23 protein-coding genes and 1 pseudogene are annotated in these 24,562 nt (G+C 70.7%); 12 read left to right on the top strand and 12 right to left on the bottom strand.

Annotation, left to right across the window (positions count from 1 at the left end; all coding sequences use genetic code 11):
• Positions 1-8 precede the first annotated feature (8 nt).
• Positions 9-626, bottom strand: coding sequence for a TetR/AcrR family transcriptional regulator (locus tag AB0A65_RS02285; protein ID WP_359944886.1), 618 nt, complete (start codon positions 624-626; stop codon positions 9-11).
• Between the two features lie 312 nt (positions 627-938).
• On the opposite strand from AB0A65_RS02285, the gene AB0A65_RS02280 reads away from it, so the two are divergent.
• Both AB0A65_RS02280 and AB0A65_RS02275 read left to right on the top strand, forming a co-directional pair.
• Complete coding sequence (locus tag AB0A65_RS02280) at positions 939-2,714, top strand: hypothetical protein (RefSeq protein WP_359944883.1); 1,776 nt, start codon at positions 939-941, stop codon at positions 2,712-2,714.
• A 5-nt stretch (positions 2,715-2,719) separates the two neighbouring features.
• Positions 2,720-3,709, top strand: a complete 990-nt coding sequence (locus tag AB0A65_RS02275; protein WP_359944880.1) for an alpha/beta fold hydrolase — start codon at positions 2,720-2,722, stop codon at positions 3,707-3,709.
• Positions 3,710-3,743: 34 nt separating this feature from the next.
• Here the strand turns inward: AB0A65_RS02275 and AB0A65_RS02270 are convergent, their stop codons facing one another.
• Positions 3,744-5,117 (bottom strand): transposase, encoded by a 1,374-nt coding sequence (locus AB0A65_RS02270; protein WP_359944877.1) that lies wholly within the window; start codon positions 5,115-5,117, stop codon positions 3,744-3,746.
• A gap of 84 nt (positions 5,118-5,201) precedes the next feature.
• On the opposite strand from AB0A65_RS02270, the gene AB0A65_RS02265 reads away from it, so the two are divergent.
• The 4 genes from AB0A65_RS02265 to AB0A65_RS02250 all read left to right on the top strand — a co-directional run bounded on the left by AB0A65_RS02265 (position 5,202) and on the right by AB0A65_RS02250 (position 9,280).
• Positions 5,202-6,044, top strand: a complete 843-nt coding sequence (locus AB0A65_RS02265) for a DUF3152 domain-containing protein (protein ID WP_359944874.1) — start codon at positions 5,202-5,204, stop codon at positions 6,042-6,044.
• A gap of 119 nt (positions 6,045-6,163) precedes the next feature.
• Entirely contained in the window at positions 6,164-7,342 is a 1,179-nt protein-coding gene (gene moeZ, locus AB0A65_RS02260) for an adenylyltransferase/sulfurtransferase MoeZ (protein WP_359944871.1), read from the top strand.
• Between the two features lie 153 nt (positions 7,343-7,495).
• Positions 7,496-8,386: a hypothetical protein gene (locus tag AB0A65_RS02255; RefSeq protein ID WP_359944868.1), complete on the top strand. Its 891-nt coding sequence runs from the start codon at positions 7,496-7,498 to the stop codon at positions 8,384-8,386.
• Between the two features lie 12 nt (positions 8,387-8,398).
• Positions 8,399-9,280, top strand: a complete 882-nt coding sequence (locus AB0A65_RS02250; RefSeq protein WP_359944865.1) for a hypothetical protein — start codon at positions 8,399-8,401, stop codon at positions 9,278-9,280.
• A gap of 48 nt (positions 9,281-9,328) precedes the next feature.
• On the opposite strand, the gene ahcY is transcribed toward AB0A65_RS02250, so the two are convergent.
• The gene (gene ahcY / locus AB0A65_RS02245) at positions 9,329-10,774 is read right to left on the bottom strand and encodes an adenosylhomocysteinase (protein ID WP_359944862.1); all 1,446 of its coding nucleotides are present in this window, start codon (positions 10,772-10,774) and stop codon (positions 9,329-9,331) included.
• A 365-nt stretch (positions 10,775-11,139) separates the two neighbouring features.
• Here ahcY and AB0A65_RS02240 point away from each other — a divergent pair, with 365 nt between their 5' ends.
• Complete coding sequence (locus AB0A65_RS02240) at positions 11,140-12,174, top strand: GNAT family N-acetyltransferase (RefSeq protein WP_359944859.1); 1,035 nt, start codon at positions 11,140-11,142, stop codon at positions 12,172-12,174.
• Between the two features lie 68 nt (positions 12,175-12,242).
• Here AB0A65_RS02240 and manA read toward each other — a convergent pair whose 3' ends face one another.
• From manA to AB0A65_RS02215, 5 genes are all read right to left on the bottom strand, one after another.
• Positions 12,243-13,391, bottom strand: a complete 1,149-nt coding sequence (gene manA, locus AB0A65_RS02235) for a mannose-6-phosphate isomerase, class I (protein WP_359944856.1) — start codon at positions 13,389-13,391, stop codon at positions 12,243-12,245.
• A 151-nt stretch (positions 13,392-13,542) separates the two neighbouring features.
• Positions 13,543-14,739: an SIS domain-containing protein gene (locus tag AB0A65_RS02230; protein WP_359944853.1), complete on the bottom strand. Its 1,197-nt coding sequence runs from the start codon at positions 14,737-14,739 to the stop codon at positions 13,543-13,545.
• Positions 14,740-14,850: 111 nt separating this feature from the next.
• Complete coding sequence (locus AB0A65_RS02225) at positions 14,851-15,027, bottom strand: Trm112 family protein (protein ID WP_359944850.1); 177 nt, start codon at positions 15,025-15,027, stop codon at positions 14,851-14,853.
• A 3-nt stretch (positions 15,028-15,030) separates the two neighbouring features.
• Positions 15,031-16,410 carry a phosphomannomutase/phosphoglucomutase gene (locus AB0A65_RS02220; protein ID WP_359944847.1) on the bottom strand — a complete coding sequence of 460 codons (1,380 nt, stop codon included), beginning with the start codon at positions 16,408-16,410 and terminating at the stop codon, positions 15,031-15,033.
• A 102-nt stretch (positions 16,411-16,512) separates the two neighbouring features.
• Positions 16,513-16,953 carry a DUF3499 domain-containing protein gene (locus tag AB0A65_RS02215; RefSeq protein ID WP_359944845.1) on the bottom strand — a complete coding sequence of 147 codons (441 nt, stop codon included), beginning with the start codon at positions 16,951-16,953 and terminating at the stop codon, positions 16,513-16,515.
• 121 nt (positions 16,954-17,074) lie between these two features.
• Between AB0A65_RS02215 and AB0A65_RS02210 the strand changes: the two genes are divergently transcribed.
• Complete coding sequence (locus AB0A65_RS02210; RefSeq protein WP_359944842.1) at positions 17,075-17,506, top strand: metallopeptidase family protein; 432 nt, start codon at positions 17,075-17,077, stop codon at positions 17,504-17,506.
• A 419-nt stretch (positions 17,507-17,925) separates the two neighbouring features.
• Here AB0A65_RS02210 and AB0A65_RS02205 read toward each other — a convergent pair.
• The 3 genes and pseudogenes from AB0A65_RS02205 to AB0A65_RS02195 all read right to left on the bottom strand — a co-directional run.
• A pseudogene (locus tag AB0A65_RS02205) lies at positions 17,926-18,177 on the bottom strand (WhiB family transcriptional regulator); the annotation flags it as partial.
• A gap of 335 nt (positions 18,178-18,512) precedes the next feature.
• On the bottom strand, positions 18,513-19,025 hold the full coding sequence (locus AB0A65_RS02200) for a hypothetical protein (protein ID WP_359944839.1): 513 nt from the start codon (positions 19,023-19,025) through the stop codon (positions 18,513-18,515).
• Positions 19,025-20,113 carry a sugar phosphate nucleotidyltransferase gene (locus AB0A65_RS02195; RefSeq protein WP_359944836.1) on the bottom strand — a complete coding sequence of 363 codons (1,089 nt, stop codon included), beginning with the start codon at positions 20,111-20,113 and terminating at the stop codon, positions 19,025-19,027. The genes AB0A65_RS02200 and AB0A65_RS02195 overlap by 1 nt, the downstream gene beginning before the upstream one ends.
• Before the next feature lie 185 nt (positions 20,114-20,298).
• On the opposite strand from AB0A65_RS02195, the gene AB0A65_RS02190 reads away from it, so the two are divergent.
• Positions 20,299-22,374: an alpha-galactosidase gene (locus AB0A65_RS02190; protein ID WP_359944833.1), complete on the top strand. Its 2,076-nt coding sequence runs from the start codon at positions 20,299-20,301 to the stop codon at positions 22,372-22,374.
• A gap of 181 nt (positions 22,375-22,555) precedes the next feature.
• On the top strand, positions 22,556-22,969 hold the full coding sequence (locus tag AB0A65_RS02185; RefSeq protein ID WP_359944830.1) for a hypothetical protein: 414 nt from the start codon (positions 22,556-22,558) through the stop codon (positions 22,967-22,969).
• Positions 22,970-23,035: 66 nt separating this feature from the next.
• Here AB0A65_RS02185 and nucS read toward each other — a convergent pair whose 3' ends face one another.
• Positions 23,036-23,701, bottom strand: coding sequence for an endonuclease NucS (gene nucS / locus AB0A65_RS02180; RefSeq protein ID WP_359944827.1), 666 nt, complete (start codon positions 23,699-23,701; stop codon positions 23,036-23,038).
• Between the two features lie 127 nt (positions 23,702-23,828).
• Between nucS and AB0A65_RS02175 the strand changes: the two genes are divergently transcribed.
• The gene (locus AB0A65_RS02175) at positions 23,829-24,215 is read left to right on the top strand and encodes a hypothetical protein (RefSeq protein WP_359944824.1); all 387 of its coding nucleotides are present in this window, start codon (positions 23,829-23,831) and stop codon (positions 24,213-24,215) included.
• Complete coding sequence (locus AB0A65_RS02170; protein WP_359944821.1) at positions 24,212-24,538, top strand: type VII secretion target; 327 nt, start codon at positions 24,212-24,214, stop codon at positions 24,536-24,538. Before AB0A65_RS02175 ends, AB0A65_RS02170 begins: the two co-directional genes overlap by 4 nt.
• Positions 24,539-24,562 lie beyond the last annotated feature (24 nt).

Raw genomic sequence — 24,562 nt, 5'->3', positions numbered from 1 at the left:
AAGGCGGCTCAGGCTTCGCCGTCGCGCGGGAAGTGCGAGATGCCGCGCCAGGCGAGGGTGCTCATGAGCTGCACCGCCTCGTCCTTGGGGATCGCGCGGCCGGAGGCGATCCACTTGCGGGCCGAGACCTCGGCGTTCCCGAGCAGGCCCGTGGCGAGCAGCTCGGCGCGGGCCTTGTCCACGTGCGTGTCGGCCATGATCGTCTCGGCCATCGCCTGGACGCACTCGGCCTCCATCTTCAGCACCCGCTCGGACACCTCGGGGTCGTTGCGCTGGTCGGACTCGAAGACGAGCCGGAACGCCTCGCCCTGCGCGTCCACGAAGTCGAAGTACGCGCGCATGGCGCGGTTCACCCGCTCCTTGTTGTCCTCAGTGGACTGCAAGGCGTCGCGCACCTGGCCCACCAGCTCGGCCGCCCGGCCGTCGAGCAGCGCCAGGTACAACTCCAGCTTCGACGTGAAGTGCTGGTACAGCACGGGTTTCGACACCCCTGCGTTCTCGGCGATGTCGTCCATGGAGGTGCTGTGGTAGCCCTTGGAGACGAAGACGTCCTGTGCGGCACGCAGCAGCTGCGCGCGGCGTTCGCTCCTGGGCAGGCGGACCCGCCCCTCACCAGCGCTGTTCACGCCGCCACCTCTTCCCGGCTCATGTCGCCCATCCGTCACCCGCGGTCGCTTGCGGCCCGGACCGAGTCTACGGAAACCTTGAATACAGTCTCCCAGCGTACGGGGGCGACAAACGCGGGTTCGAGTCACTGGGCGCGCCACGGTACCTTGAGGGCGGGAATATGAAGGAGTTGTCTAGTGGTGTATGACCAGAACCGACCGGATGAGCAGCGTCCGACCGGGGAGGAACGGGCAGCCCGGAGGCGGATCGGGAGGTCCTGGGGACCGCCGGCCGAGGAGGGCGCCGAGACCGCCGACGCGGCCCGTCAGGGGATGGGGCAGGCGCCCGAGCAGTACCGGTTCGACCCGGACCGGGGACGGCGCCACCGCTACAGCGAGGACCCCACCGGACAGGTCCCGAACGTCCCGGTCGAGATGACCGAGACCGGGCCCATGGTCCCCGCGACCCGCCGCCCCGCGCCCGGAGAGCAGTTCGAGCCGATCCCCGCCGTTCCCCAGGCCCCCCAGGAGCAGGTCCCGGTCAACCCCTTCGCCCCGCCCGCCGCGAACCAGGAGTTCGGTGCGCCGCAGCCGAACCAGCAGTTCAGCGCGCCCCCGGCCCCGCGCGAGTTCGCCCCGCCGCCCGTCCAGGAGTACGCCCCGCCGCCCGCCGTCCCGCTGCCGGGCGCGAGCCAGGAGTACGCGCCGCCCGCCCCGCACCCCGAGCCGCCCGTCCCCCCGCAGCACCACACCCCGCCGCCGCCCGCGGCCCCCGCGCCGCCGCAGCAGAGCCAGCCCGCCCAGCAGTTCTACAGCGCCCCCGCACAGCAGGACTTCGGCGTCCCCCAGCAGCACCCCGGCTACAGCGCCCCGCCGCTGCCCGGCGACTACGCGCCCAGTCCCGCGGCCCCGCAGCCGTCCCCCGCCGCGCCCGGCCCCAACCAGGAGTTCGTCCACCCCCCGGCACCTGAACCCCAAGCGCCGCAGCAGCACTACAGCGCCCCCGCGCAGCCCCGGCACACCGGCCCCATCGAGGTCCCGCAGGCCCAGAGCGCCCCGCCCGCACCTCCCCAGGCCGCACTGCCCCAGCAGACCGCACCGCCGAGCCCGGTCCGGCTCGCGCCCGCCGAACCGGAGGCCACCCAGGAGCACCCCGCGGTGCCCATGGCCGCCCCCGCGGCGCCCGCCCCGGCCGCCGAGGCCCCGCGGGCGCCCAGCGCGCCGCCCGCGCCCGCGACCCCGCCGCCCCCGGCCCCGTCCGTCCCGGTCGTGGAGCAGCGCACCGACCAGTTCCCGATCGTGCCGCCGCCGCTCACCGAGGTCTCGCCCGCGGCCGTCCCCAGCCCGCCCGTCACCGAGCAGGCCCCGCTGCTGCGCACGCCGCCCCGCCCGCCCATCGCCGAGCCGACACCGCCCGCCACCGTGGAGAACACAGGACCCATGCCCGGATCCGCCAGCGCCCAAGTGCAGGACACCGAATCCGCCCGCCTCGTCGACGCCGTCCGCCAGGTCCCCGGCGTCCGCGACGCCTTCCACGTGACGGCCCCCGACGGCGCCTCCAGCCTCCGCCTCGAACTCGAAGAGGGCGTCGACCCCGACGAGGTCCACGCGGTGGTCTCGGCGGTCGTCAACGAGCAGCGCGCGGTCGAGCCCGGCCCGCAGTCCGGCGACGAGGCCGAGATCCGCGGCCACGTCGAGTCCGCGTCCACCGACATCGAGGTCGCCTCGGTCGGCCCGGTCGAGCTGCGCCGCGTCGAGATCGAGTCCGCCGGTCTCGAAGCCGAAGTGAGCGTCACGCTCGCCCTCGGCGGCACCGAGTCCACCGGCAAGGTGGCGGTCCCGCCGATCGACTGGCACATCCAGCACGCAGCCGCCGCGGCCACTGTGGAGGCCCTGCGCCCCCGCCTCGGCGCGGGGGACGTGCGCGTCGAGGTCGAGCACGCCTCGATCGTCCCGACCGGGCCGGTGAAGACCGCGGTCGTGGTCATCCTGTGGCTCGACGGCCGGTCCGTGCGGCGCCTCTCCGGCGCCTCGGTCGTGACCGCCGAACGCGCCCGGGCGGTGGTTTCGGCTACTTTGGGCGCGCTCGCAGCCGAAGTGGCACACTAGCTTCCATGAAACGGGCGCGGCTTGTCGACGCCGGGGAGGTCCGCACTCCTCGGCGACCGCACTCGCCGTGGCCCGGGATCGAGCACCAGGTCAGCCGCCGCAGGCTCTTCATCCGCCACACCCCGGCGACCGCGCCGGGCGCCGAGCCGGCCGTGTTCGTCCACGGCCTCGGCGGTTCGGCGCAGAATTGGACCGACCTCGCCGACGCGCTCTCCGATCGGCTCCGCGTGGACGCCGTGGACCTGCCCGGCTTCGGCCACTCGGCGCCCGCCCCGCGGACCACGATCCCGCTGCTGGCGCAGGACGTGGCCGCGTGGATCTCCGAGTCCGGGCGCGGCCCGGTGCACCTCGTGGGGCACTCGCTCGGCGGTGCGGTCGCGGTGTACCTCGCCTCGACCCGCCCGAACCTGGTCCGCACGCTGACGCTCATCTCGCCCGCGATGCCGTTCGGGAACCCGCGGCGCTCGCACCAGTCCCGGTACCTGCCGATGCTCGCGGTCCCGAACATCGCGTGGCTCGCCGACCGGGCCATGCGCGGGCGGACCCCGCAGCAGGTCGTGGACGACATCATCCGCGGCACGTGGGCCGACCCGTCCTCGATCGACCCGCAGCGCCGCCGCGAGGCGATCGCCGAGGCCCGCCACCGCCTCGCCGTCCCGTGGAACAACCAGGCGTACTTCCAGACCTACCGGGGCCTGATGGCCTCGTTCATGCAGGCCCTCGTGCCCGGCACGCACTCCCTCTGGCGCCTCGCCCGGGAGATCCAGTGCCCCACGCTCGTCGTGTGGGGCAAGCAGGACCGCGTCATCGACGTCCGCCAAGCGCCGCCGACGGCCCTGGCGATCCCCGACTCGCGCCTGCTGATCCTGGACCGCACGGGCCACGTCGCGATGATGGAGCGCCCCCAGGCCGTGGCCCGCGCGATGACCGCAATGCTCGACGAGGTCCGCAACGCCACCCCCGCCGACCCCGAGAACGCTTTGTCCGCATTTTGACCTCCTCGGCTTCCCGCAGGAAGGCGATTCCCGGCTAGCTCGCCGCTTGCACGGCGAGGGTACGGACGGGTTCCTGCTTCTTCCCTTGACGGGGATTTCCAGGTCTGCCGGGCTCGCCCGGTCTGATGTCCTGTCCACAGGCGTTTCGCGTCTCCGCCGGCCCGGCGGCGACGAGGCGCTGTCCTTCGCGCCTGATGTTGATCTCGGCGTTCGCGTCGCGGTCGTGGACCGCGCCGCAGCCGCACTCCCAGGTCCGGACGCTGAGCCCTGCCAGGCCCTTGGGCCCGGACAGGACCCCGCAGGCCGAGCACAGCCGTGTGGAGGGGAAGAACCGGTCCACCTTGGCGAAGGTGCGGCCTGCCCGGGCCGCCTTCGATTCGAGGAGGCCGAGGAACCTGCCCAGTGCCGCGTCGTGCACGGACTTGGCGGCGCGTCCCCTGGCCAGCCCCTTGGTGTTCAGGTCTTCGACGAAGATGCCTTGGTTCTCGGCGACGATCATCGCGACCTGCTTGTGGAGCCAGTCGTCCCGGCGGTCCGCGATCCGCTCGTGGACCTTCGCGACCCGCACTCGGGCCTTCGCCCGGTTCGCACTGCCCTTCACCTTGCGTGACAGCTCGCGCTGGGACTTCTTGAGCCTGCGTTCCAGCTTTCGGAAGAACTTCGGCGACTCGATCACTCTGCCCCCGCGCAGCACCGCGAAGTGCTTGAGGCCGAGGTCGACTCCGGTCATCGCGTCGGGGTCGGGCGGCGGCTCCAGCAGGTCCGCGCTGCCATCGACCGCTACTACGAAGGAGGCGAAGTACTTGCCCGTCGCGCTCTTGACCACGGTGACCGAGCTGGCTTCGGCCGGGAGCTCCCTGGACCAGGCGACCTTCAACTCCCCGACCTTCGCCAGGTACAGACGACCGGTTGGCTTGAGACTGAACCCGTTGCGTGTGTACCGTGCCGTCTGCCGGTGCGAGCGCCGCTTGAACCGCGGCGGGCCGACTCGGCCGCCGGCCCGTGTGCCGGTGCGCGAGTCGAAGAAGTTCCGGTAGGCCGCGTGGCAGTCGCGTAGTGCCTGCTGGAGCGGCACGGTCGACACTTCTGCGAGCCAGGATCGCTCGGGAGTCCGCTTGGCGGCGGTGATGAGCTGTTTGTCGAGCGCCGCCGTGGAGGGATAGGGGAGACCTGCCGCGTGCGCGGCCCTGCGGGCCGCGACCGCGTCGTTGTACACCGTGCGGACGCACCCGAACACTCGCGCCAGCGCCGAGCGCTGCGGCGCGGTCGGGTAGACCCGGAAGGTGTAACGCAGATGCACGACTGGACAACGACCGGGCAGGGCAACTGAAACGGCCTCGTTGATATGGCTGTAGTCACACACATGTACGAATTGATGAAATGTCCAGCATGAATCCGGCTCGGACATCGGTCCGCATTGTGAACCGGAACCGGTTCACACAATGATCGGGGGTCGGCCCCGCGGGGCGTCAACTGTCCTAGACTCGCCGGTGTGACTGAGGGACGGCTGGATCGCAACCGCAGGCTCCGCAGACGGCGGCGCTTCGTGCTGTTCGCGGTCCTCGTCGTCATGGCGGGCGCGGGGCTGTACTTCGCGTTCGGCGCCGTCGACACGGAGAAGCCGCAGGCCCTCGACGAGGACGAGCAGGTGGTCCCCACCAGCGCGGAGGCGGAGGCCGACGAGGCCGTGCCGCCGTCGCCCTCGCCGTCCCCGGAGGTCGCGAACGTGCCGCTGTACTTCTCGGGCACGGGGACCTGGACGTACGCCGAACCGGTGGACACCGCCGTGTTCGGCGACGCGGGCACGCTCATGACGTACAACGTGGCCGTGGAGAACGGCATCGGGCTCAACGCCGACGAGTTCAGCGACTTCGTCCATACGACGCTCGCCGACGAGCGGTCGTGGACCGCGGGCGGGGCGTGGCGGTTCCAGCAGGTCGGCGGCGGGGACGCGGACTTCACGATCTACCTGGCGAGCCCCGAGCAGCGCTCGTACCTGTGCGGCTCCCAGAACACGACGGTCTCGTGCCGCAACGGCGACGCGGTGGTCATCAACTCGGCGCGGTGGATCACCGGGGTCGAGCACTGGGACGGCACGCTCGACACCTACCGCGAGTACGCGGTGAACCACGAGGTCGGGCACCGGCTCGGGCACGGGCACGAGGTGTGCCCGGGGGACGGGGAGCTGTCGCCGGTGATGGCGCAGCAGACGTACCAGCTGGCCGGGTGCACGGGGAACGCGTGGCCGTTCCCGGACGGCGAGACGTACGTGTCGGGCCCGGCGGGGGACTACAACGGCCCCGACCTGCCGCCGGACGACTTCATCGACCAGTAGCCGCAGGCTCACCGCAAGTCCTGTCCCGCCATGCGGGACAACGAATCTCGCGGAGTGAAAGTCGGCACACCGCCCCGGGCGGTGGAATATCCACAGCGTGGACATGCATTATTGGTGATATGAGTTTGCCGCCGCTGGTCGAACCAGCCTCCGAGCTGTCGGTCGACGAGGTGCGCCGCTATTCGCGCCACCTCATCATCCCCGATGTCGCCATGGACGGTCAGAAACGACTCAAGAACGCCAAGGTGCTCTGCGTGGGCGCGGGCGGCCTCGGGTCCCCCGCGCTGATGTACCTGGCCGCGGCCGGGGTCGGCACGATCGGCATCGTCGAGTTCGACACGGTCGACGAGTCGAACCTCCAGCGCCAGATCATCCACGGCCAGTCCGACATCGGCCGCACCAAGGCCGAGTCCGCGGCCGAGTCGATCCGCGAGATCAACCCCTACGTGAACGTCGTCGTCCACAACACGGTGCTCGACAACGACAACGTCTTCGAGATCTTCGAGCCGTACGACCTCATCGTCGACGGCACCGACAACTTCGCGACGCGCTACATGGTCAACGACGCCGCGGTCCTCTCGGGCAAGCCCTACGTGTGGGGCTCGATCTACCGCTTCGACGGCCAGGCCAGCGTCTTCTGGGCCGACCAGGGCCCGTGCTACCGCTGCCTCTACCCCGAGCCCCCGCCGCCGGGCATGGTCCCGAGCTGCGCCGAGGGCGGCGTCCTGGGCGTCCTGTGCGCCTCGATCGGCTCGATCCAGGTCACCGAGGCCATCAAGCTGCTCACCGGGATCGGCGACCCGCTCGTGGGCTCGCTCATGGTCTACGACGCGCTGGAGATGACCTACCGCAAGATCAAGGTCCGCAAGGACCCGAACTGCGCGGTGTGCGGTCCGAACGCCACGGTCAAGGAGCTCATCGACTACGAGGACTTCTGCGGCTCGGTCACCGACGAGGCCGCCGAGGCCGTCGTCGGCTCCACGATCACGGCCCGCGAACTGGCCGAGTGGATCAAGGAGGGACGCGACATCGACCTCATCGACGTGCGCGAGCCCGCCGAGTACGAGATCGTGCGCATCCCCGGTTCGCGGCTGATCCCCAAGGGCGACATCGTGTCCGGTGCCGCCCTCGCGGAACTGCCCACCGAGAAGCAGGCGGTGTTCTACTGCAAGGCCGGCGTGCGCTCGGCCGAGGCGCTCGCCGCGGCGAAGGCCGCCGGGCTGAAGAACGCGGTCCACGTCCAGGGCGGCGTGCTCGGCTGGATCAACCAGGTCGACCCGAGCCTGCCCACGTACTAGCAGCGCTTCGAAGGGCGTCCGGCCGATGGCCGGACGCCCTTCGGCATGCTTTGGGTTGCTTCGCCTCGGTATGACTTTTCAGACACCCTTGCTCAGAGGATTCCGTTGAGGGCGCGTTGACTCCGGTTCGACCGGTTCCCTAGCCTTGGGGCCATGATCCGCAGAAGCGAACCTTCCTCCCGTCTGCTCCGTCCCTCCCGCCGCAACCTCCTGCGGTTCGGCGTGCCCGCCGCGGCCGCCCTGGTCGGGGCCGGAGCCGTGGCAACGGTGGCCGCCAACGCGTCGGAGAACGGCCTCGAAGCCATATTCGGGCCGTCCCGCGAGGAGCTCGAAGCGGACCTCAAGACCCGGATCGACGAGTACCTGGCCTCCACCGGCACGCAGGTCGAGGCGTCGGTCGCGGTCGAGCGCGGGGACATGCGCCTGGACTACAACCCCGACCAGACGCACATCACCGCCTCCATCGTCAAGGTCGAGATCCTCGCGATGGTCCAGGAGTATTGGGGCTCGGTCGAGGCGATCCCCGCGGACCACCTCGAACTCCTGAACCGCATGATCCGCGAGTCCCACAACGACTCCACGTCCACGCTCTACAACTACCTGGGCGGCGTCGACGCGCTCGTCGCCGCGCACGCGAGGTACGGTCTCCAGGACACCACCCCCGATCCCCAGGGCCGCTGGGGCGTCGGATGGTCCTCCGCCTCCGACCAGCTCATCCTCTTGGGCCTCAACCTCTTCGAAGGGGTCCTCGACGCCGAGCAGGTCGACCTCGGCCGCGAGCTCATGGGCTCCGTGATCGAGGAGCAGGCATGGGGGGTCTCCGCCGCCGCGAAGGACGGCGAGACCGTCTGGCTCAAGAACGGCTGGGACGTCGAGTCCCAGCTCGGCGGCCTGTGGGTGGTCAACTCCATCGGCGTCCTCGACGGCGACGGCGACCCTGTCAAGCTGGCGGTCCTCACCAGCGGCGCGGTCGACGACGTCGAAGGGATCCCCGTCGTCGAGGAGATCGCGAAGATCTCCCGCGACGTCATCCAGTACGAATAAACCAGGAACCGCATGACTCTCGAAGCCCCCCAGCGCGATCCGCAGTCTCGGAAGCGCCCCTCGCGGCGGACCCTCATCCGCGCCGCGGTCCCCGCCGCCGTCGCCCTCGCCGGCGGCACCGCCTGGATCGGCACCGCGGCCTGGGCCGCGGGCCCGTCCGACACCGAACTCGCCGTCGAGCTCACCGACCGCACCAAGGCGTACCTCGCCACGACGAGCACGCAGACGCAGGCGTCGGTGGTCGTCGGCCGCGAGAACCGCGTCATCACCACCAACAAGAGCCGCATCCACGACACGGCCTCGCTCGTGAAGATGGAGATCCTCGCGATGCTCCTGGAGAAGTACTCCACCGTCTCGGCGATCCCCGCCGAGAAGAAGGAGTGGGCGCGCACGATGATCACCCAGTCGCACAACGACAACGCCACGAAGCTCTACAACTTCCTCGGCGGCTGCTCGGCCCTCTCGGCCGCGCACGTGCGGTACGGCCTCAAGAACACGAAGGCGTCCGCTGACTGCCGCTGGGGCCTGACCACCACCACCGCGCCCGACCAGCTCCGCGTGCTGAACATGCTCACCGTCAAGGGCTACTTCAACCAGGAGAAGGTCGACTACGCGCGCTCGCTCATGGCCAAGGTCATCGACTCCCAGGACTGGGGCGTCAAGGCCGCCGCGGGCACCGGGGAGACCGTGTGGCTCAAGAACGGCTGGGACTCCCGCTCCTCCCTCGGGGGCCTGTGGGTCGTCCACTCCGTCGGGTACATCTCCATCCCCAACAAGCACGACGTGCGGATGTCGATCCTCACCAGCAAGGCCCCGAACTACGCCACCGGCGTCACGATCGTCGAGCAGCTCGCGAAGATCGCCCGCTCGGTCATCATGAAGGCCGTCATCTAGGGACGCGGAACGGCCCGGTCCGAGATGGACCGGGCCGTTCGCAATCCCCTAGTACCGGTAGTGGTCCGGCTTGTACGGCCCCTCGACCGGGACGCCGATGTAGTCGGCCTGGCCCTTGGTCAGGGTCGTCAGCCTGACGCCGAGCGAGTCGAGGTGCAGGCGCGCCACCTCCTCGTCGAGGTGCTTCGGCAGCGTGTACACGCCGACCGGGTACTCCTCCAGCTTGGTGTGCAGCTCCATCTGCGCGAGCACCTGGTTCGTGAAGCTGTTGCTCATCACGAAGCTCGGGTGGCCGGTCGCGTTGCCCAGGTTCAGCAGGCGCCCTTCGGAGAGCACGATGATCGAGTGCCCGTCGGCGAACTGCCACTCGTGGACCTGCGGCTTCACTTCGAGCTTCTTGACGCCCGGCTCGGCGGCGAGGCCGGCCATGTCGATCTCGTTGTCGAAGTGGCCGATGTTCCCGACGATCGCCTGGTGCTTCATCCGGCGCATGTGCTCGATCGAGATGATGTCGCGGTTGCCGGTGGTCGTCACGAAGATGTCCGCGTACTCGACGGCGTCCTCAAGGGTGAGCACCTGGTAGCCGTCCATCGCGGCCTGGAGCGCGCAGATCGGGTCGACCTCGGTGACGATGACGCGAGCGCCCTGGCCGCGCAGCGACTCCGCCGATCCCTTGCCGACGTCGCCGTAGCCGCACACCACGGCGACCTTGCCGCCGACGAGCACGTCGGTGGCCCGGTTGATCCCGTCGACCAGCGAGTGCCGCACGCCGTACTTGTTGTCGAACTTCGACTTCGTGACCGAGTCGTTCACGTTGATCGCCGGGAACGGCAGGCGCCCCTCGCGCTCCAGCTCGTACAGGCGGTGCACGCCCGTGGTGGTCTCCTCGGTGACCCCCTTGAGCTCGCCCTCCTTGCGGGTGAAGCGGGTCGGGTCGTCCTTGAGCGAGCGGGCCAGCAGCGCGAGCACCACGGCCTCCTCCTCGCTGTCGGCGGTCGACGCCTCGGGGACGGCCCCGGCGGCCTCGAACTTCGCGCCGTTGACGACGAGCATCGTCGCGTCCCCGCCGTCGTCGAGGATCAGGTTCGGCTCCTCGGTGCCCCAGTCGAGGGCGCGCTCGGTGCACCACCAGTACTCTTCGAGCGTCTCGCCCTTCCACGCGAACACCGGGACGCCCTGCGGGGCCTCCGGCGTGCCCTGTCCGACGGCGATGGCCGCGGCCGCGTGGTCCTGCGTCGAGAAGATGTTGCACGAGGCCCAGCGCACGCGCGCGCCGAGGGCCGTGAGCGTCTCGATGAGCACCGCGGTCTGGATCGTCATGTGCAGCGACCCGGTGATCCGCGCGCCCTCCAGCGGGCGGTCCGCGCCGTAGCGCTCGCGCAGGGCCATCAGGCCCGGCATCTCGTGTTCGGCCAGGCGGATCTCGTGGCGGCCGAAGTCGGCCAGCTTGAGATCGGCGACCTTGTAGTCGTCGGCACGCAGCGTGTTCGTCATGCCCAAATGCTACGCGCCGCCCCCGTCGGCCCGGCCGAACGGGACCGTGGCGCGGCGCACCGCGACACGCCCGGCGCGGGGCCCGTGGGGCGCCCGTGGCTGGCGACACGGAAAAAAATTTGCCGCAACCGCTGTTTCTGCTTGACACTGCTGAGGCGGTGGGTAATATTGCAGATACGCAGCGTCACGGAGATGCGGGAATCCACAGGGTTCCAGACCATTTCCGCAGGCGCCACGGGGAAACCAAACCGGGGGGAGTGCCCGGCAGTCTGGGGTGGCTGCCGGGCACATTTTTTGCCCCGATTGGCAAGCGCTGTCCTGAAATTCGATTGCGCGGCACCCCCCATCTGCGGGATCGTCGGAGCGTGAGCAACCCTGACATCGAGATCGTCCCGATCGACCCGCTGAACCGCGACCAGGTCAGCGGCTGGATCCGGAACCAGCGCGCCGTCACCGAGCACGACCTGCCGGGCGAGCCCCTGCCGAGTCCCTCGTTCCAGCGCCTGCGCCTGCTGCTGTGGCCCGACGCCCTCGCCGTCGAGCGCTACGTCGCCGTCCAGGACGGCGAGGTGATCGGCTCCCTCCAGTACTCGATGCCGGTCCAGGACAACCAGCACCTGCTGGAACTCGAACTCGACGTCCGCCCCGACCGCCGCCGCGCCGGAGTCGGCACGGCGCTCGTGGAGTTCACCGAGCGGCGCGCCGCCGAACTCGGCCGCGACACGATCCTGGCCTTCGCCGTCGACCCGCTTCCCGACGGCCCGCAGTTCGACCGCTCCGGCCAGGAGTTCGCCCAGGCCCGCGGCTACAAGACCGTCGACCAGGAGATCCACCGCCGCAACGACCTCACCGTCGTCGGCGAGGACGAGCTCGCGCAGCTCTACGTCGACGCCTGGGAGAAGGCCGCCGGATACGAGCTGGTGCAGTGGATCAACGACTGCCCCGACGACGTCATCGACGGCTACGCGGCCCTGAACGAGCGCATGTACACCGACCCTCCCATGGGCGAGGAGCTCGACATCCGCCCCGCCGTCTACGACGCCGCACGCATCCGCAACCTCGAATGGACCACGAAGGAGCGCGGCCAGACCCAGTTCGTCAGCGCCGTCGTCCACGTCGAGTCCGGCGAGGTCGCCGGCATGTCCGGCCTCGGGGTCACCCCCGGCGAGGAACTGCACGCCTGGCAGCAGGACACGATCGTCGAGCAGAAGCACCGCGGCCACCGCCTCGGCATGATCCTCAAGATCGCCAACCAGCGCCTCATGCGCCGCTACCGGCCGCAGATCCGGTACGTCCACACCTGGAACGCCGAGGTGAACGACCACATGATCTCGATCAACGAGGCCATGGGCTACCGGGCCCTGTGCCGCGACCTCGACGTCCAGAAGAAGCTCGCGTAGTACGCAGATTCCCGCGTTGCAATGGGAAACGGCCCGGCCACGATGTGGCCGGGCCGTTCTTCCGTCTTCTAGGCGCTGGCGATGAAGAGCTCGCCCTCACCGCTCGCGACGACCGGTCCGGCGGTGCCCGCGGAGAACGCGGCGCGGCCGGGGGCCAGGGCCGTCGAGCCCTGGTCGTCGGCGACGGTGACCTTGCCGCCGGTGGAGATGCAGATGCGGGGGCCGTCGACGTCGATCGTCAGCGGCTCGCCGGTGAGTTCGACGCGGCGGAGCCGGAAGTCGTCGATGGGGACCGGCCAGGTGCGGACCGGGCCGTCGTCCTCGGGGGCGGTGCGCGGGTCGGCCATGGCCTGGAAGTCGAGGACGCGCAGCAGCTCGGGGACGTCCACGCGCTTGTTGGTGAGGCCGCCGCGGAGCACGTTGTCGCTGGCGGCCATGATCTCGACGCCGAAGCCGTGCAGGTACGCGTGCAGGTTCCCCGCGGGCATGTACACGGCCTCGCCCGGCTGGAGCGTGATGTGGTTGAGCAGCAGGCTGACCAGGACGCCCGGGTCGTCGGGGTAGGACCGGGCGAGGGACACCAGGTCGGCGCCGTCGTCGGTCGCGAGCTCCGAGGCGGCCTTCGCGGCGGCGTCGATGATCGCGCGGCACTCGTCGCGGGCGAGTCCGAGGAGGTCCGGGACGGCCTTGCGGAGCCCTGCCTTCTTATCGCGCAGCGTGGCCGCGAGCCCTTCGAGCTCGGGGACGCCGAGCGCCTCGATGTCGGCGGCGGCCTCAAGGGGGTCGCGGAAGCCGCACATCGCGCGGAACTCGGTGAGCGCCACCAGCATCTCGGGCTTGTGGTTGTCGTCCACGTAGTTGCGGTAGGCCATGTCGATGCCGATGCGCATCTCCCGCTGGTGGCCCGAGTGGGCCTGGCGGGCGTTCGGGTGCGCCTGGAGCGACAGCGGCTTCGCGGCGGCGAGCAGCTTGAGCAGGAACGGGAGCTTCGGGCCGAAGCGCTCGTGGGCGCGTTCGCCGAGCATCCCGGCCGGGTCGGAGGCGATCGCCGCGTCGAGGGGCCGCCCGTCGTGGAGGGTCGAGGGCGCGCTGTGGTGGGCGCCGAACCACTCCTCTGCCTCGGGCAGGTCGGCCGGGACCTCGCGGTCCTGGAGCCTGGCGATGTCGATCTGCGATCCCCACGCGTAGTTGCGGATGACGCCGTAGAGCCCCTGCACCGCCGCTCCTCACTCATCTCGATCCGGAGACCACAACTCTATCCGTTGGGCCCTTGCGTACCGTAGCCCGAGCCCTCGCGCGGATGACGCGGGGCACCTGCACGGCGCGGGCCGCGGACGGCGACACCGTCCGCGGCCCGCGACGCCTCGGTCACTCGCTGCCGAGCGTGAAGTCCTTCATCTCCGAGACCGCGGGGACGCGCATCGGGTCGAGGCCGTGCGCGAGCGCCAGGTACACCGACGCGAAGTCGGGCACGGCGATGAGCGACGCGAGCCGCTCCAGCGCGCAGCCGCCCTCGGCGGGGAGCACGTCGCAGCGGACGCCGCGGCGCCCGGCCAGGTCGGCCACGGCGTCGGCGCGGCGCGTGTCGGGCTTCGGGTTGGTGTCGTCGCCGTCGAGGCCGTCGTCGCGCATGAGCACGATCCGCAGCCGCGTCAGCTCGTCGGTGTCGTCGGGGTCCGCGAAGATGTCCTTCTGGCCCTCGGCGAGCGACCCGAACACGCCGTCGAGGAGGCCGACGCGGCCGCGGCCGACCTCGCCCAGCTCGCCGGAGACCACCGGGTAGCGGGAGTTCGCGGCGAGCATGTCGCCGAAGCGGCGGGCCGCGACGCCCGCGAGCGGGCTGGAGCCCCACACCACGGGGATGGACCCGGCGAGGTTCATCGCCAGCTCCTTCGCCGGGTTGACGTACGCGTCCGCGTCGGGGCGGCACCGCTCGGCGTCCTCGTCGAGGCGACGCGCGGTCTCGGCGATGTCCGCCTCCACGAGGTTCACGAGCCCGAGCTCCCTGGCGGCCATGAGGACCGGCACGGTGAGCGCCCACAGGCTGAGCCTGGCGGGGGCGCGGCGCGGGACCGCGACGAACGAGGCGCGGGCGCGCTCGGCGAGCGACTGGAGTTCGGAGTCGGGGGCGCCGATCGCGACGAGGCGGGCGCCGCGCCGGGCGGCGGCCTCGGCGGCCGCGAGGGCCTCGGGGCTGCGGCCGGACGCGGACACGGCGATGACGACGTCGGCGGCGCCGACCCAGCCGGGGACGCCCGCGGAGCGGTGCCCGAGGATCGGGACCGGGCAGCGGGGCCCGGCGACCGTGGCGAGGATGTCGCCGGTGCGGGCCGCGGTGCCGACGCCCGCGACGACGACCGCGCGGGGGCGGCCCTCCTCGGCGAGGGCGGCCAGCCCGGCGTCGGCGGCCAGCGCCGCCGACTCGCGCAGCTGCGGCCCGGCCGAGGCGAGCGCCCAGAGGGCCCCGCCGGGGCGGATCGCGTCGCTCAGGTCGCCTTCGATGCGCCGTTCGTCAGGGAGCCGGTCGCCGGTGATGCCGGCGATGCCGTCGTCCTCAAGACCCATGCTGTTCCTCCTTGGCCTGTCGCGGCCGTCGCGTTCGGGTTGCCGGGTGGGATCGCTCGGGGGATGCCCGCCGCGCCCTCGGCGCTGCTCGAAGTGCCCTGCTCGGCGGCCCTACTCGGTGGCGCCGTCGAGGAGCATCACGGGGATGCCGTCCTCGACGCGGAAGACCTTCGCGCACTCGGAGCACCGCAGGGCGTTCTCCTCGCGGTCGTAGGCGAGCGGGGCGTGGTGCGGTTCGGGGCAGCGCAGCAGTTCGAGGAGCACTGGTTTGGGCGCGGTGGCGGGCATGGCCTATTTCCTTACGATGCGGAGGATGTCGTCGCGCAGCCGTTCCATCGAGGCCGTGTCGGGGCCTTCGGCGTTCAGCCGCAGCAGCGGTTCGGTGTTGGAGGGGCGCAGGTTGGCCCAGGAGCCGTCTGCGAAGGAGACGGTCAGGCCGTCGAGGCGGTCGGTGGTGACGCCGTCTTCGGCGTCGAAGTGGGCGGCGACCTCTTCGATCTTCGCGTGCGGGTCGTCCACCTTGGAGTTGATCTCGCCGGAGGCGGTGTAGCGCACGTAGTCCTTCGACAGTTCGGCGAGCGTCTGGTCCGAGCCGCCGACGGCGGCGAGGACGTGCATGGCCGCGAGCATGCCGGTGTCGGCGAACCAGAAGTCCTTGAAGTAGTAGTGCCCGGAGTGCTCGCCGCCGAAGACCGCGTCCTCCTCGGCCATGACGGCCTTGATGTAGGAGTGGCCGACGCGGGTGCGCAGGGGGCGGCCGCCGTGCTCGCCGATGATCTCGGGGACGGCCTTCGAGGTGATCAGGTTGTGGCACACCGCGGAGCCGGGGTGCTTGGCGAGTTCGCGGGTGGCGATGAGCGCGGTGATTGCGGAGGGGGTGACGGGCTCGCCGTCGGCGTCCACGACGAAGCAGCGGTCGGCGTCGCCGTCGAAGGCCAGGCCGAGGTCGGCCCCGACCTCTTTGACGCGGGCCTGGAGGTCCACGATGTTCGCCGGTTCGAGCGGGTTGGCCTCGTGGTTGGGGAAGGACCCGTCGAGCTCGAAGTAGAGCGGGTCGATCTCCAGGGGGAGACCGGGGAGCAGGCGGTCGCCGAGGACGGCGGGGACGGTGTACCCGCCCATGCCGTTGCCCGCGTCGACGACGATCTTGAGCGGGCGGATCTGGGAGAGGTCGACCAGGCCGCGCAGGTGCTCGGCGTACGCGGCGAGGAAGTCCTCGTGCGTGACGGTGCCGGGCTTCTCGGCCTCGGGGGCGGGCTCGCCGTCGAGGATCGCCTGGGCCTTGTCGCGGATGTCGGCGAGTCCGGTGTCGAGGCCGATGGGCCGCGCGGCGGGCAGGCACATCTTGAGGCCGTTGTACTCGGCGGGGTTGTGGCTGGCGGTGAACATCGCGCCGGCGACGTTCCGGAGCCCTGCGATGAAGTAGAGCATGTCGGTGGAGCACAGCCCGGCGTCGAGGACGTCGGCGCCGGCGCGGGTGGCGCCGCGCGCGAAGGCTTCGGCGAAGCCGGGGCCCGAGTCGCGCATGTCGTGGCCGACGGCCCAGGTTTTCTCCCCGGTGACGGCGACGGCGGCCGCGCCGATCGCCTCGAAGACAGAGGACGTGAGCTGCGAGCCGACGAGTCCGCGGACGTCGTAGGCCTTCACGAATTCAGTGAGCTTGGGAGCCACGGGCTGCTGCCGCCTTTCGGGTGTGCATGCGGGGCCGATCGGGGGAGGGAGCCTCCGCGGACCCGCCGCGCCGCTGCGGAGGGGCCGCCCCCGCACACGAGACTAACCCTGCATGTCCTCATCGCCGGACACCACCCGGAGGTGACGCCGGGCACCGAATCCGGGGTTCGCGGGGCGGAAGCCCTGGCGCGGAGCCGGTTCGGCCTCGGCCAGGCGGCGGCTCGCGAGCGTCGCGGCGTCGTCGGGCTCGCCCGGGTCCTCGTGGCGCTCGCCGACCGCGGCCTCGCGCACGGCGTTGGCCAGTGCGACCAGGTCGTCGTCGGTGGGCATGGGCACGGCGTAGTCGCCCTGGTGCCTGACGAGCTCCCAGCCGTGGGGCACGGTGAGGCGCCGGGCGTGCGCATCACACAGGTCGTAGCTGTGGGGTTCTCTCGTCGTGGAGAGCGGGCCGACCACAGCCGTCGAATCCGAGTAGATATATGTCAAAGTGGCCACCGCAGGCTGGCGGCAGCCGTTCCGGGAGCAACGCCGATCCGACCTCACCCCACGAAACTACCACTCGCGGTGTCGAAGTCGGTGTTGCTGACCTGTGGCCGCGGATGGATTCGCGCCGCGGGGGCTCGCGGGGGCCGGTTTCGTCCGACCCGGACGCTAAGGTGGCCCCATGCGCAGAGATCGACACGGACGGGGGATGCGGGGCCCGCTGGCGCCCGGCTCGCTGCCGCTGCGGCGCACCCCGGTGGAGGAGTTCGACGCGCTGGTCATGGAATCGGTGGTGACGATCGAGCGGCGCCTCTCGGAGACGCTGGGCGCGAAGTTCACCGACCTGCGCCACATCGAGTTCGCGGTGGACGAGGTCCCGCCGGAGCCGCAGTCGTACGACGCGGACATCGTCGAGGACCGGGGCGTGCCCCTCTCGAAGCTGTACCCGGCCCAGCCGGGGACCGCGGCGGCCTCGCCGCGGATCGTCCTGTACCGCAGGCCGATCGAGCTGCGGGGCGAGGGCAAGGCGGACATGGAGTCGCTGGTGCGCTCGGTCCTGGTGGAGCAGCTCGCGTCGCTGCTGAACCTCCCGCCGGAGGACCTGGAGTTCTGAGCGGTGCTCATGCCTTGTTCGAGTGGGAATGTCGGACCTGCGGCATACACTGAAAACAAGGGGTCCCCCGGGCGGACATATCGGGAATATCCGGTTTCATGTTCCGCCGGGAGCGGCGAAGGGGCGGAACCGATTCGTCCCGCCCCTCCATCCGCTCGTAGGGATGTCCCTTACGCCGCCACCGGCACGCGGGGTTCGGGCGCGGGCTCCGTTGCCCGCGGTGCGGCCGGCTCGCCTCGGCGAGGTCCGACCAGTTCGTCCATCAGCGCCTCGCTGCGGCAGCCGCCCAGCAGGACGGGCTCCGCGTGCGGAGCCTCGGCCGTGAAGGCGAACTCCGACGCGAGCGCGGGGTTGATCATCGGGGTCGGCATGCACACCACCACCGGCAGTCGTTCGTGCCTGCGGCGCGCCGCCTCCCGGGCCTGGCGTTTGATCTTGCGGCGCTCCCGCTCCGAGAGCCCGCCCCAGATGCCGAATCGCTCGTCGTGGTCGAGTGCGTAGTTCAGACAGTTCTCTTTGACCTCGCACCGCGCGCAGATGCGTTTCGCATCGCGTGTGGAGCCCCCTTTTTCGGGGAAGAACGCCTCCGGGTCGGTCTGCGCGCACAATGCGCGAACCTGCCACTCCGGAACGTTACCCAACAGGTCGGCCAAGTAGTCACGGCCGTCCATATACGTCCGCCTCCTCGTTCGCGCACCGGAATCCGGTGCTCCCCCCTTGCAATCACTTGCACGGCACCGGAATGCGGACTTGAGGCGTGCACGCGTCCCCTCCCCTGAAACGCGTACGGGCCTGCGGCGGGCGCGCCGGTCGCCCGCTGGTGTGGTCAAGTCCTGCAATAGGTTCCGATGCCCCGCGGGCGGCCTGAAGATGGGGCCGCACCGCCTGACTCATCTCTATGGACGATGAGTGCTCATCGCTATTCGATAACGGTTCGATATCAGACGATAGCGCACAGTGATCCGAACGATGGAAGGACCCCTCAGACTCACGCTTGCGGGGGACCTTACTTGACAGGCTCCGCAGTGGAGGTTCGCTCGCCTTTTCCGGCCTTCTGTGCGAATGCGAGGCCGATGGCGGCCAGCACGAGCCACACGACGTCGAGCAGCAGCCTTTCGACCGTCGCCCTCGTGTCGATGAAGACCTGTCCTTCCTTCGCCAGTTGCCCGGCCTCGTCGAATCCGTACCGTGCCGCCGTCAAAGCCAGCAGCACTCCGATAACGATGTAGGCGGCGTAGACGAGACGGGTCAGGCGTCCGATCACCCGTCCGGGTTTCGTCGGGGGCGCCAGGAGGACCGCGAGCAGCGGCAGCGCCACGGGCAGGACGGAGAAGAGCGTGCCGCGGGCCTCGTCGGTGAAGCCGATCCCGGCGGCGCGGCTCATGGTGTCGTCGCGCGGGTCGAGCCCGGCGCCGAACAGCCACTGGGACAGGGCGACCAGGATGACGAGGACGGCGCACGCGAGGAGGACGGCGGCGACGGCGGTGCGGGTGCGCGTCGCGAGCTGCAGGGTCGGCATCAGATCAGGTCGTCCCTCTGCGACTGCTTCAACTCCTCGACCAGTCCCTTCACTTCCTGCGCGCGGTCCCTGGGGCACACCAGGAGCGCGTCGGGCGTGTCCACGATGATGAGGTCGTCCACGCCGACGGTGGCGACGAGGCGCCCGGCCGCGGGGACGACGACGTTCCGCTTCGACTCCGTCAGCAGCGCCTCGCCGGAGCCGCGCGGCTCCACCACAACGTTGCCGACCTTGTCGGCGGCCTTGAGGACCTGCCCGAGCGTGTTGTAGTCGCCCACGTCGTGCCAGTCGAAGTCGCCGGGGACGACGCCGACGCGCCCGGCCGCGGCCGCGGGCTCCATGACGGCGTAGTCGATCGAGATCTTCTCCAGCGTCGGCCACAGCTGCGAGAACAGCGCCTCGCGGCCCGTGGAGTCCCACGCCTTCGCGAGGGTGCGCACCGCGTCGTGCAGGGCCGGGCGGTGGCGGGCGAGCTCGGCGAGGAACACGTCCACGCGCCACACGAACATCCCGGCGTTCCACAGGTAGTTCCCGGAGGAGACGTACTCGACCGCGGAGACCTGGTCGGGCTTCTCCACGAACGCTTCGAGCTGGTACCCCGGGCCCACGGGCGCGCCGATGCGCAGGTAGCCCATGCCGGTGTCGGGGCCGGTCGGGTTGATGCCGATGGTCATGAGCAGGCCCGTGGCGGCCAGCTCCATCGCGCGCTCGACGGTCTTGGCGAACGCCTCGCCGTCGGGCACCAGGTGGTCGGCGGCGAACGCGCCCATGACCGCGGTCGGCTCCCGCTCGGCGATGACGGCCGCGGCCAGGCTGATCGCGGCGGCGGAGTCCCTGGGGGAGGGCTCGACGAGGATGTTGTCGCCGGGCACCTCGGGGAGCTGGCGGGCCACGTCGACCGCGTGCGCGGCGCCGGTGACGACGTAGACGTGGTCGGGCCGCGACAGCAGCCGCACCCGCTCGACGGTCGACTGGAGCAGCGACGAGTCGGTGCCCGTGAGAGGCAGCAGGAACTTGGGTCGTTGCGCGCGAGACAGGGGCCAGAGCCGGGTTCCGGAACCGCCTGCGGGGACCACCGCGTGAAGCATGCCAATAGTCTTGCACGCCCCTCCCACGTGCCCGTTCACCCCTGCGGCGGGCCGCGCGCGGTGACGCGGGCGTTGCGGCCGGGTGAAGGATCGGGCAACGTCCCCCGCCCACGGGCGGGGATACCGCTTGCCGTCGGTGTGCGGGCCGTGCAGACTGGTGCCGATCCGACCGCAGAGGAGCCCGCATGTCCATCCGCTTCGACGAAGCCGCCCGCACCTGGCACCTGTCCGGGGCCGGCCTGTCCTACGTCGTCGGCCTAGGCGACGGACTGCCCCGCCAGCTGTACTGGGGCCCGGCGATCCCCGACGGGGCCGTCCCGTCCCTGGTGCAGGAGTGGAACGAGGCATACTCCTTCGACGACCGCCTCCACACCGGCGCCGAACTCCTCGGCGAGCTCGGACCCCAGTTCGCGACCCCGTCCCTCCAGCTGCGGCACCCCGACGGCGCCAAGGGCTTCGCGTGGAACTACCGCGATCACTCGATCGAGGGGGACCACCTCGCGATCTCCTTCACCGACCGGGACCTCGTCCTCACCCTCCACTACCGCCTGTGGGACACCGGGGTCCTCGACCGGTGGGCCGCGATCGAGGCCGGCGCGCCGGTCGAGGTCTCGCGCTTCGACTCCGCGGCCTGGACGCTCCCGCACTGGGACGGCTACCGGCTCTCCCACCTCTCCGGCGAGTGGGCCGGGGAGTGGCAGCTGCGGCGCGTCGACCTTCCCGTCGGCGAGATCGTCCTCGGCTCGCGCCGCGGCAACACCAGCCACCAGGCCAACCCCTGGATCGCCCTCGACGACGGCACCGCCACCGAGACCACCGGGACCGTGTACTCCGCGAACCTCGCGTGGTCCGGGTCCTGGCGCGTCCAGCTGCGCCGCTCCGCGCAGGGCCGCGTCTCCGTCACCGGCGGCGCCGGGCAGGAGGGCCTGCGCTGGACCCTGCGCGAGGGCGAGACCTGGACGACCCCGGTCTACTCCGGGCTGTTCAGCGGCGAGGGCTTCGGCGGGGCCTCCCGCGCCTGGCACGAGCACCTGCGACGCCACGTCATGCCCACCGCCGACGAGGACGCGCCCGTCCTCTTCAACTCCTGGGAGGCCGTGTTCTTCGAGGTCTCCGAGGAGAAGCAGCTCCCGCTCGTTGACCTCGCCGCGCGCATCGGCTGCGAGCAGTTCGTCGTGGACGACGGCTGGTTCGGGCGCCGCACCACCGACAACGCCGGCCTCGGCGACTGGTGGCACAACCCCGAGCGGTTCCCCCAGGGCCTCACGCCCCTCGCCGACGCCGTCCACAAGGCGGGCATGAAGTTCGGCATCTGGGTCGAGCCCGAGATGGTCAACGCCGACTCCGACCTCCACCGCGCCCACCCCGACTGGGTCCTGCACCAGGCCGGCCGCGACCGGACCGAGCTGCGCCAGCAGATGGTCCTCGACTACGGCCGCCCCGAAGTCGCCGAATGGGCGTTCACCTGGCTCGACAAGCTCCTGGGCGAGAACCCGATCGACTACGTCAAGTGGGACCACAACCGGCCCCTCACCGAGGTCGGCCGCCCCGGTTCCGACGACCCCGACCGCGCATACTTCGAGCACGTGCAGGCCGTCTACGACCTCAAGGACCGCCTGCGCCGCGCCCACCCGGGCGTGCGCATCGAGGGCTGCGCCGGGGGCGCCGCCCGCGTCGACCCGGGCATCCTCCGCTACGTCGACCAGGTCTGGACCTCGGACAACACCGACGCGGGCGACCGCGTCAACATCCAGTACGGCTTCAGCCAGGCGTACCCGGCGCGGGCCATGGGCGCTTGGATCACCGACGAACCCAGCGGCTTCAACCACCGCACCACTTCCCTCCGCTTCCGCTTCCAGGTCGCGAGCGCCGGGGTGCTCGCCGTGGGCGGGGACCTCTCGGAGTGGTCGGAGGCCGAACTCGACGAGGCCGCCGCGCACATCGCGCTGTACAAGGAGCTGCGGCCGGTCGTGCAGCACGGCGCGCAGTACCGGCTCGGGGACCCGGAGGCCACCGCGCTGACGGGCGTCCAGTACGTGCTCGGCGACCGGATCGCGGTGCTGGCGTTCAAGACCCCGTGGCACTGCAACCGCCCGCTCGCGCCGCTGCGGCCCGCGGGCGTCCCGTCCGATTCGCGGTGGATCGACGAGGACACCGGCGAGACCCATTGGGGCGCGGCGCTCAACGCACTGGGACTGCCCCTGCGGTGGACCCCTGCGGACTGGGACTCCGCTATCATCAGACTGCGGAGAGTTGAATAAGACGTTCAAGTCGCCGAATACACACAGGACGATCACTGACAGTGATCGCCCTGGTGTATATGGCCGAAGTGCGTAGTATCTCTGCTATACCCCGGTTACCGAATGCCCCCGACTTGCACCGACCCCTTAGACTCACCGCAGTTCCGCCCATCCCAAGAACGAGAACATTTGGAGTTCCCTCGTGGCTTACCCGCCTGCCCCGGCGCCCGTCCCTCAGCCCGCCCCCGTGAAGCAGGGCAACGGCTTCGGCGTGACCGCTCTTGTCCTGGGCATCGTCGCGATCGCCGGCGCCTGGATCCCGATCGTCAACGTCGTCAGCATCGTCATCGCCGTCATCGGCATCATCTTCGCCATCGTCGCGCTGGTCGTCGCCGGCAAGCGCGCCGGCAAGGGCAAGGGGACCGGCGCCACCGGCCTGATCCTCAGCATCCTCGCCATCGGCGCCGCGATCGTCATGAACGTCGTGGTCTTCAACGCCGCCTCCGAATACGTCGACGGCGAGTACGACTCCTACATGGAGGACTGCACCGCCGACGGTCTGCTCTCCGAGGAGGAGTGCCAGCAGATCTGGGACGACACCATGGACCTGGGCTAACCTGAAGCCCCCCAAGGTGAACGACTCAGGGCCGCAGCGGTCTCGCTGCGGCCCTTTCCTTATGCCTCAGAACAGGCGCGGCTGGCTCTCGTCCACGGCGCCGCGGAGGTCGTCGTAGTCCAGGACGACGCAGCGGATGCCGCGGTCCTCGGCGAGGACCCGGGCCTGCGGCTTGATGGCCTGCGCGGCGAAGACGCCGTCGACGGGTGCGAGCAGCGGGTCGCGGTTGAGCAGCTCCAGGTAGCGGGTGAGCTGCTCGACGCCGTCGATCCCGCCCTGCCGCTTGATCTCCACGGCCACGTGCTTCCCGTCCGCGTTGCGGCACATGAGGTCCACGGGCCCGATCGCGGTCGGGTACTCCCGCCGCACCAGGCTCCACCCCTTCCCCAGCGGCGCCGTGTCCGCCGCCAGCAGCTCCTGGAGGTGCGCCTCGACCCCGTCCTTCTGGAGCCCGGGGTCCACCCCCAGCTCATGGCTGGAGTCGTGCAGCACTTCCTCGATCGAGATCTTCAGCTGGTCCCCGGTCTTCTTCGAAGTGACCGTCCACTCCGTCGCCCCCTCCACCACTGTGCACGGCGGCGTCATCCAGTTCAACGGCTTGTACGACCCCCCGTCGGCATGCACCAGCACACTCCCGTCCGCCTTCAGCATGATCAGCCGGGGAGCCATGGGCAGATGGGCGGACAACCGCCCCGTGTAATCGACCGAACACCGGGCCACAACCAAACGCATGCCCAGCACCCTACCGTCCGGGGGTCGGTTGATCCTGGGCTGGACGGGGCGAGCACCCGTTGAGTATCGTTCGGTTTTCTCCGGTATCGTGCCCGAATAGGAGGTCCGGATGTTCGGAGAAGATCTGGTGGCGCAGCAGCTGTCGCAGGCGCGCGATGCGGTGGCCGGGGGTCCCGGTGGTACTGGGGCGCAGGCTGAGCCGATCACGGCCGAGGCGGCCGAGGGGCGCATCAAGGTGACGCTGGGCGCCGACGGGCGGTTCGAGCGGATCAAGATGACGCTCAGTGCGCTGAAGGACGGGCCCGACGTGCTCGTCGAGGAGCTGAAGCGGGCCGCGAACGAGGCGCTCGACCGGCACGCGGAGGAGACGACGTACACCGGTCCCGTGCCCGACCAGGCCGAGATGAACGAGCGGATGGCGCGCATCCAGGACGCCTCCCTTCAGCAGTTCGCGCAGATGCGCGGTGAGATCGGTGATCTCATGGACCGAATCAGCAGAGGCAGGCGAGCATGACCGGTCTGAACATCGACCCCGAGACGATGCGGAAGTCGGCCGACGAGATCGAGGCGGCCCGCGACGACATCCAGTCGCTCCTCGACCAGTTCACGAGCGCCCTGGAGCAGTTCACGGACGGTTTCGGCGGCGACATGATCGGTTCGCTCGCGGGCCCGGCGCACGAGGAGTGCGTGTCGACCGCGACCGAGTGCTTCACCTCCAACATCGAGGCGCTCACCGAGTACGCGAAGGACATCCGCGAGATGGCGGACGAGCACGAGGCGGCCGACGGCAGGGTCGCCGAGTCGTTCAAGACCCTCCACGGCGAGATGAAGCCCTGACCGGGCAAGCACCCCAGGCGAGAA

The sequence above is a fragment of the Glycomyces sp. NPDC047010 genome, assembly GCF_040644205.1.
GTDB lineage: Bacteria > Actinomycetota > Actinomycetes > Mycobacteriales > Micromonosporaceae > Glycomyces.
The sequence above is the reverse complement of the archived record's forward strand: the minus strand, read 5'-3'. Positions and strand labels throughout refer to the sequence as shown.

What these genes read in the sequence shown, in the direction of transcription:
- AB0A65_RS02170 (WP_359944821.1), top strand. Translation starts at nt 24,212, where the DNA reads ATGACCGGTCTGAACATCGACCCCGAGACGATGCGGAAGTCGGCCGAC.
- AB0A65_RS02195 (WP_359944836.1), bottom strand. Translation starts at nt 20,113, where the DNA reads ATGCTTCACGCGGTGGTCCCCGCAGGCGGTTCCGGAACCCGGCTCTGG.
- AB0A65_RS02200 (WP_359944839.1), bottom strand. Translation starts at nt 19,025, where the DNA reads ATGCCGACCCTGCAGCTCGCGACGCGCACCCGCACCGCCGTCGCCGCC.
- AB0A65_RS02225 (WP_359944850.1), bottom strand. Translation starts at nt 15,027, where the DNA reads ATGCCCGCCACCGCGCCCAAACCAGTGCTCCTCGAACTGCTGCGCTGC.
- AB0A65_RS02190 (WP_359944833.1), top strand. Translation starts at nt 20,299, where the DNA reads ATGTCCATCCGCTTCGACGAAGCCGCCCGCACCTGGCACCTGTCCGGG.
- AB0A65_RS02280 (WP_359944883.1), top strand. Translation starts at nt 939, where the DNA reads ATGGGGCAGGCGCCCGAGCAGTACCGGTTCGACCCGGACCGGGGACGG.
- nucS (WP_359944827.1), bottom strand. Translation starts at nt 23,701, where the DNA reads ATGCGTTTGGTTGTGGCCCGGTGTTCGGTCGATTACACGGGGCGGTTG.
- moeZ (WP_359944871.1), top strand. Translation starts at nt 6,164, where the DNA reads ATGAGTTTGCCGCCGCTGGTCGAACCAGCCTCCGAGCTGTCGGTCGAC.
- AB0A65_RS02270 (WP_359944877.1), bottom strand. Translation starts at nt 5,117, where the DNA reads ATGTCCGAGCCGGATTCATGCTGGACATTTCATCAATTCGTACATGTG.
- AB0A65_RS02255 (WP_359944868.1), top strand. Translation starts at nt 7,496, where the DNA reads ATGATCCGCAGAAGCGAACCTTCCTCCCGTCTGCTCCGTCCCTCCCGC.
- AB0A65_RS02250 (WP_359944865.1), top strand. Translation starts at nt 8,399, where the DNA reads ATGACTCTCGAAGCCCCCCAGCGCGATCCGCAGTCTCGGAAGCGCCCC.
- ahcY (WP_359944862.1), bottom strand. Translation starts at nt 10,774, where the DNA reads ATGACGAACACGCTGCGTGCCGACGACTACAAGGTCGCCGATCTCAAG.
- AB0A65_RS02230 (WP_359944853.1), bottom strand. Translation starts at nt 14,739, where the DNA reads ATGGGTCTTGAGGACGACGGCATCGCCGGCATCACCGGCGACCGGCTC.
- AB0A65_RS02275 (WP_359944880.1), top strand. Translation starts at nt 2,720, where the DNA reads ATGAAACGGGCGCGGCTTGTCGACGCCGGGGAGGTCCGCACTCCTCGG.
- AB0A65_RS02210 (WP_359944842.1), top strand. Translation starts at nt 17,075, where the DNA reads ATGCGCAGAGATCGACACGGACGGGGGATGCGGGGCCCGCTGGCGCCC.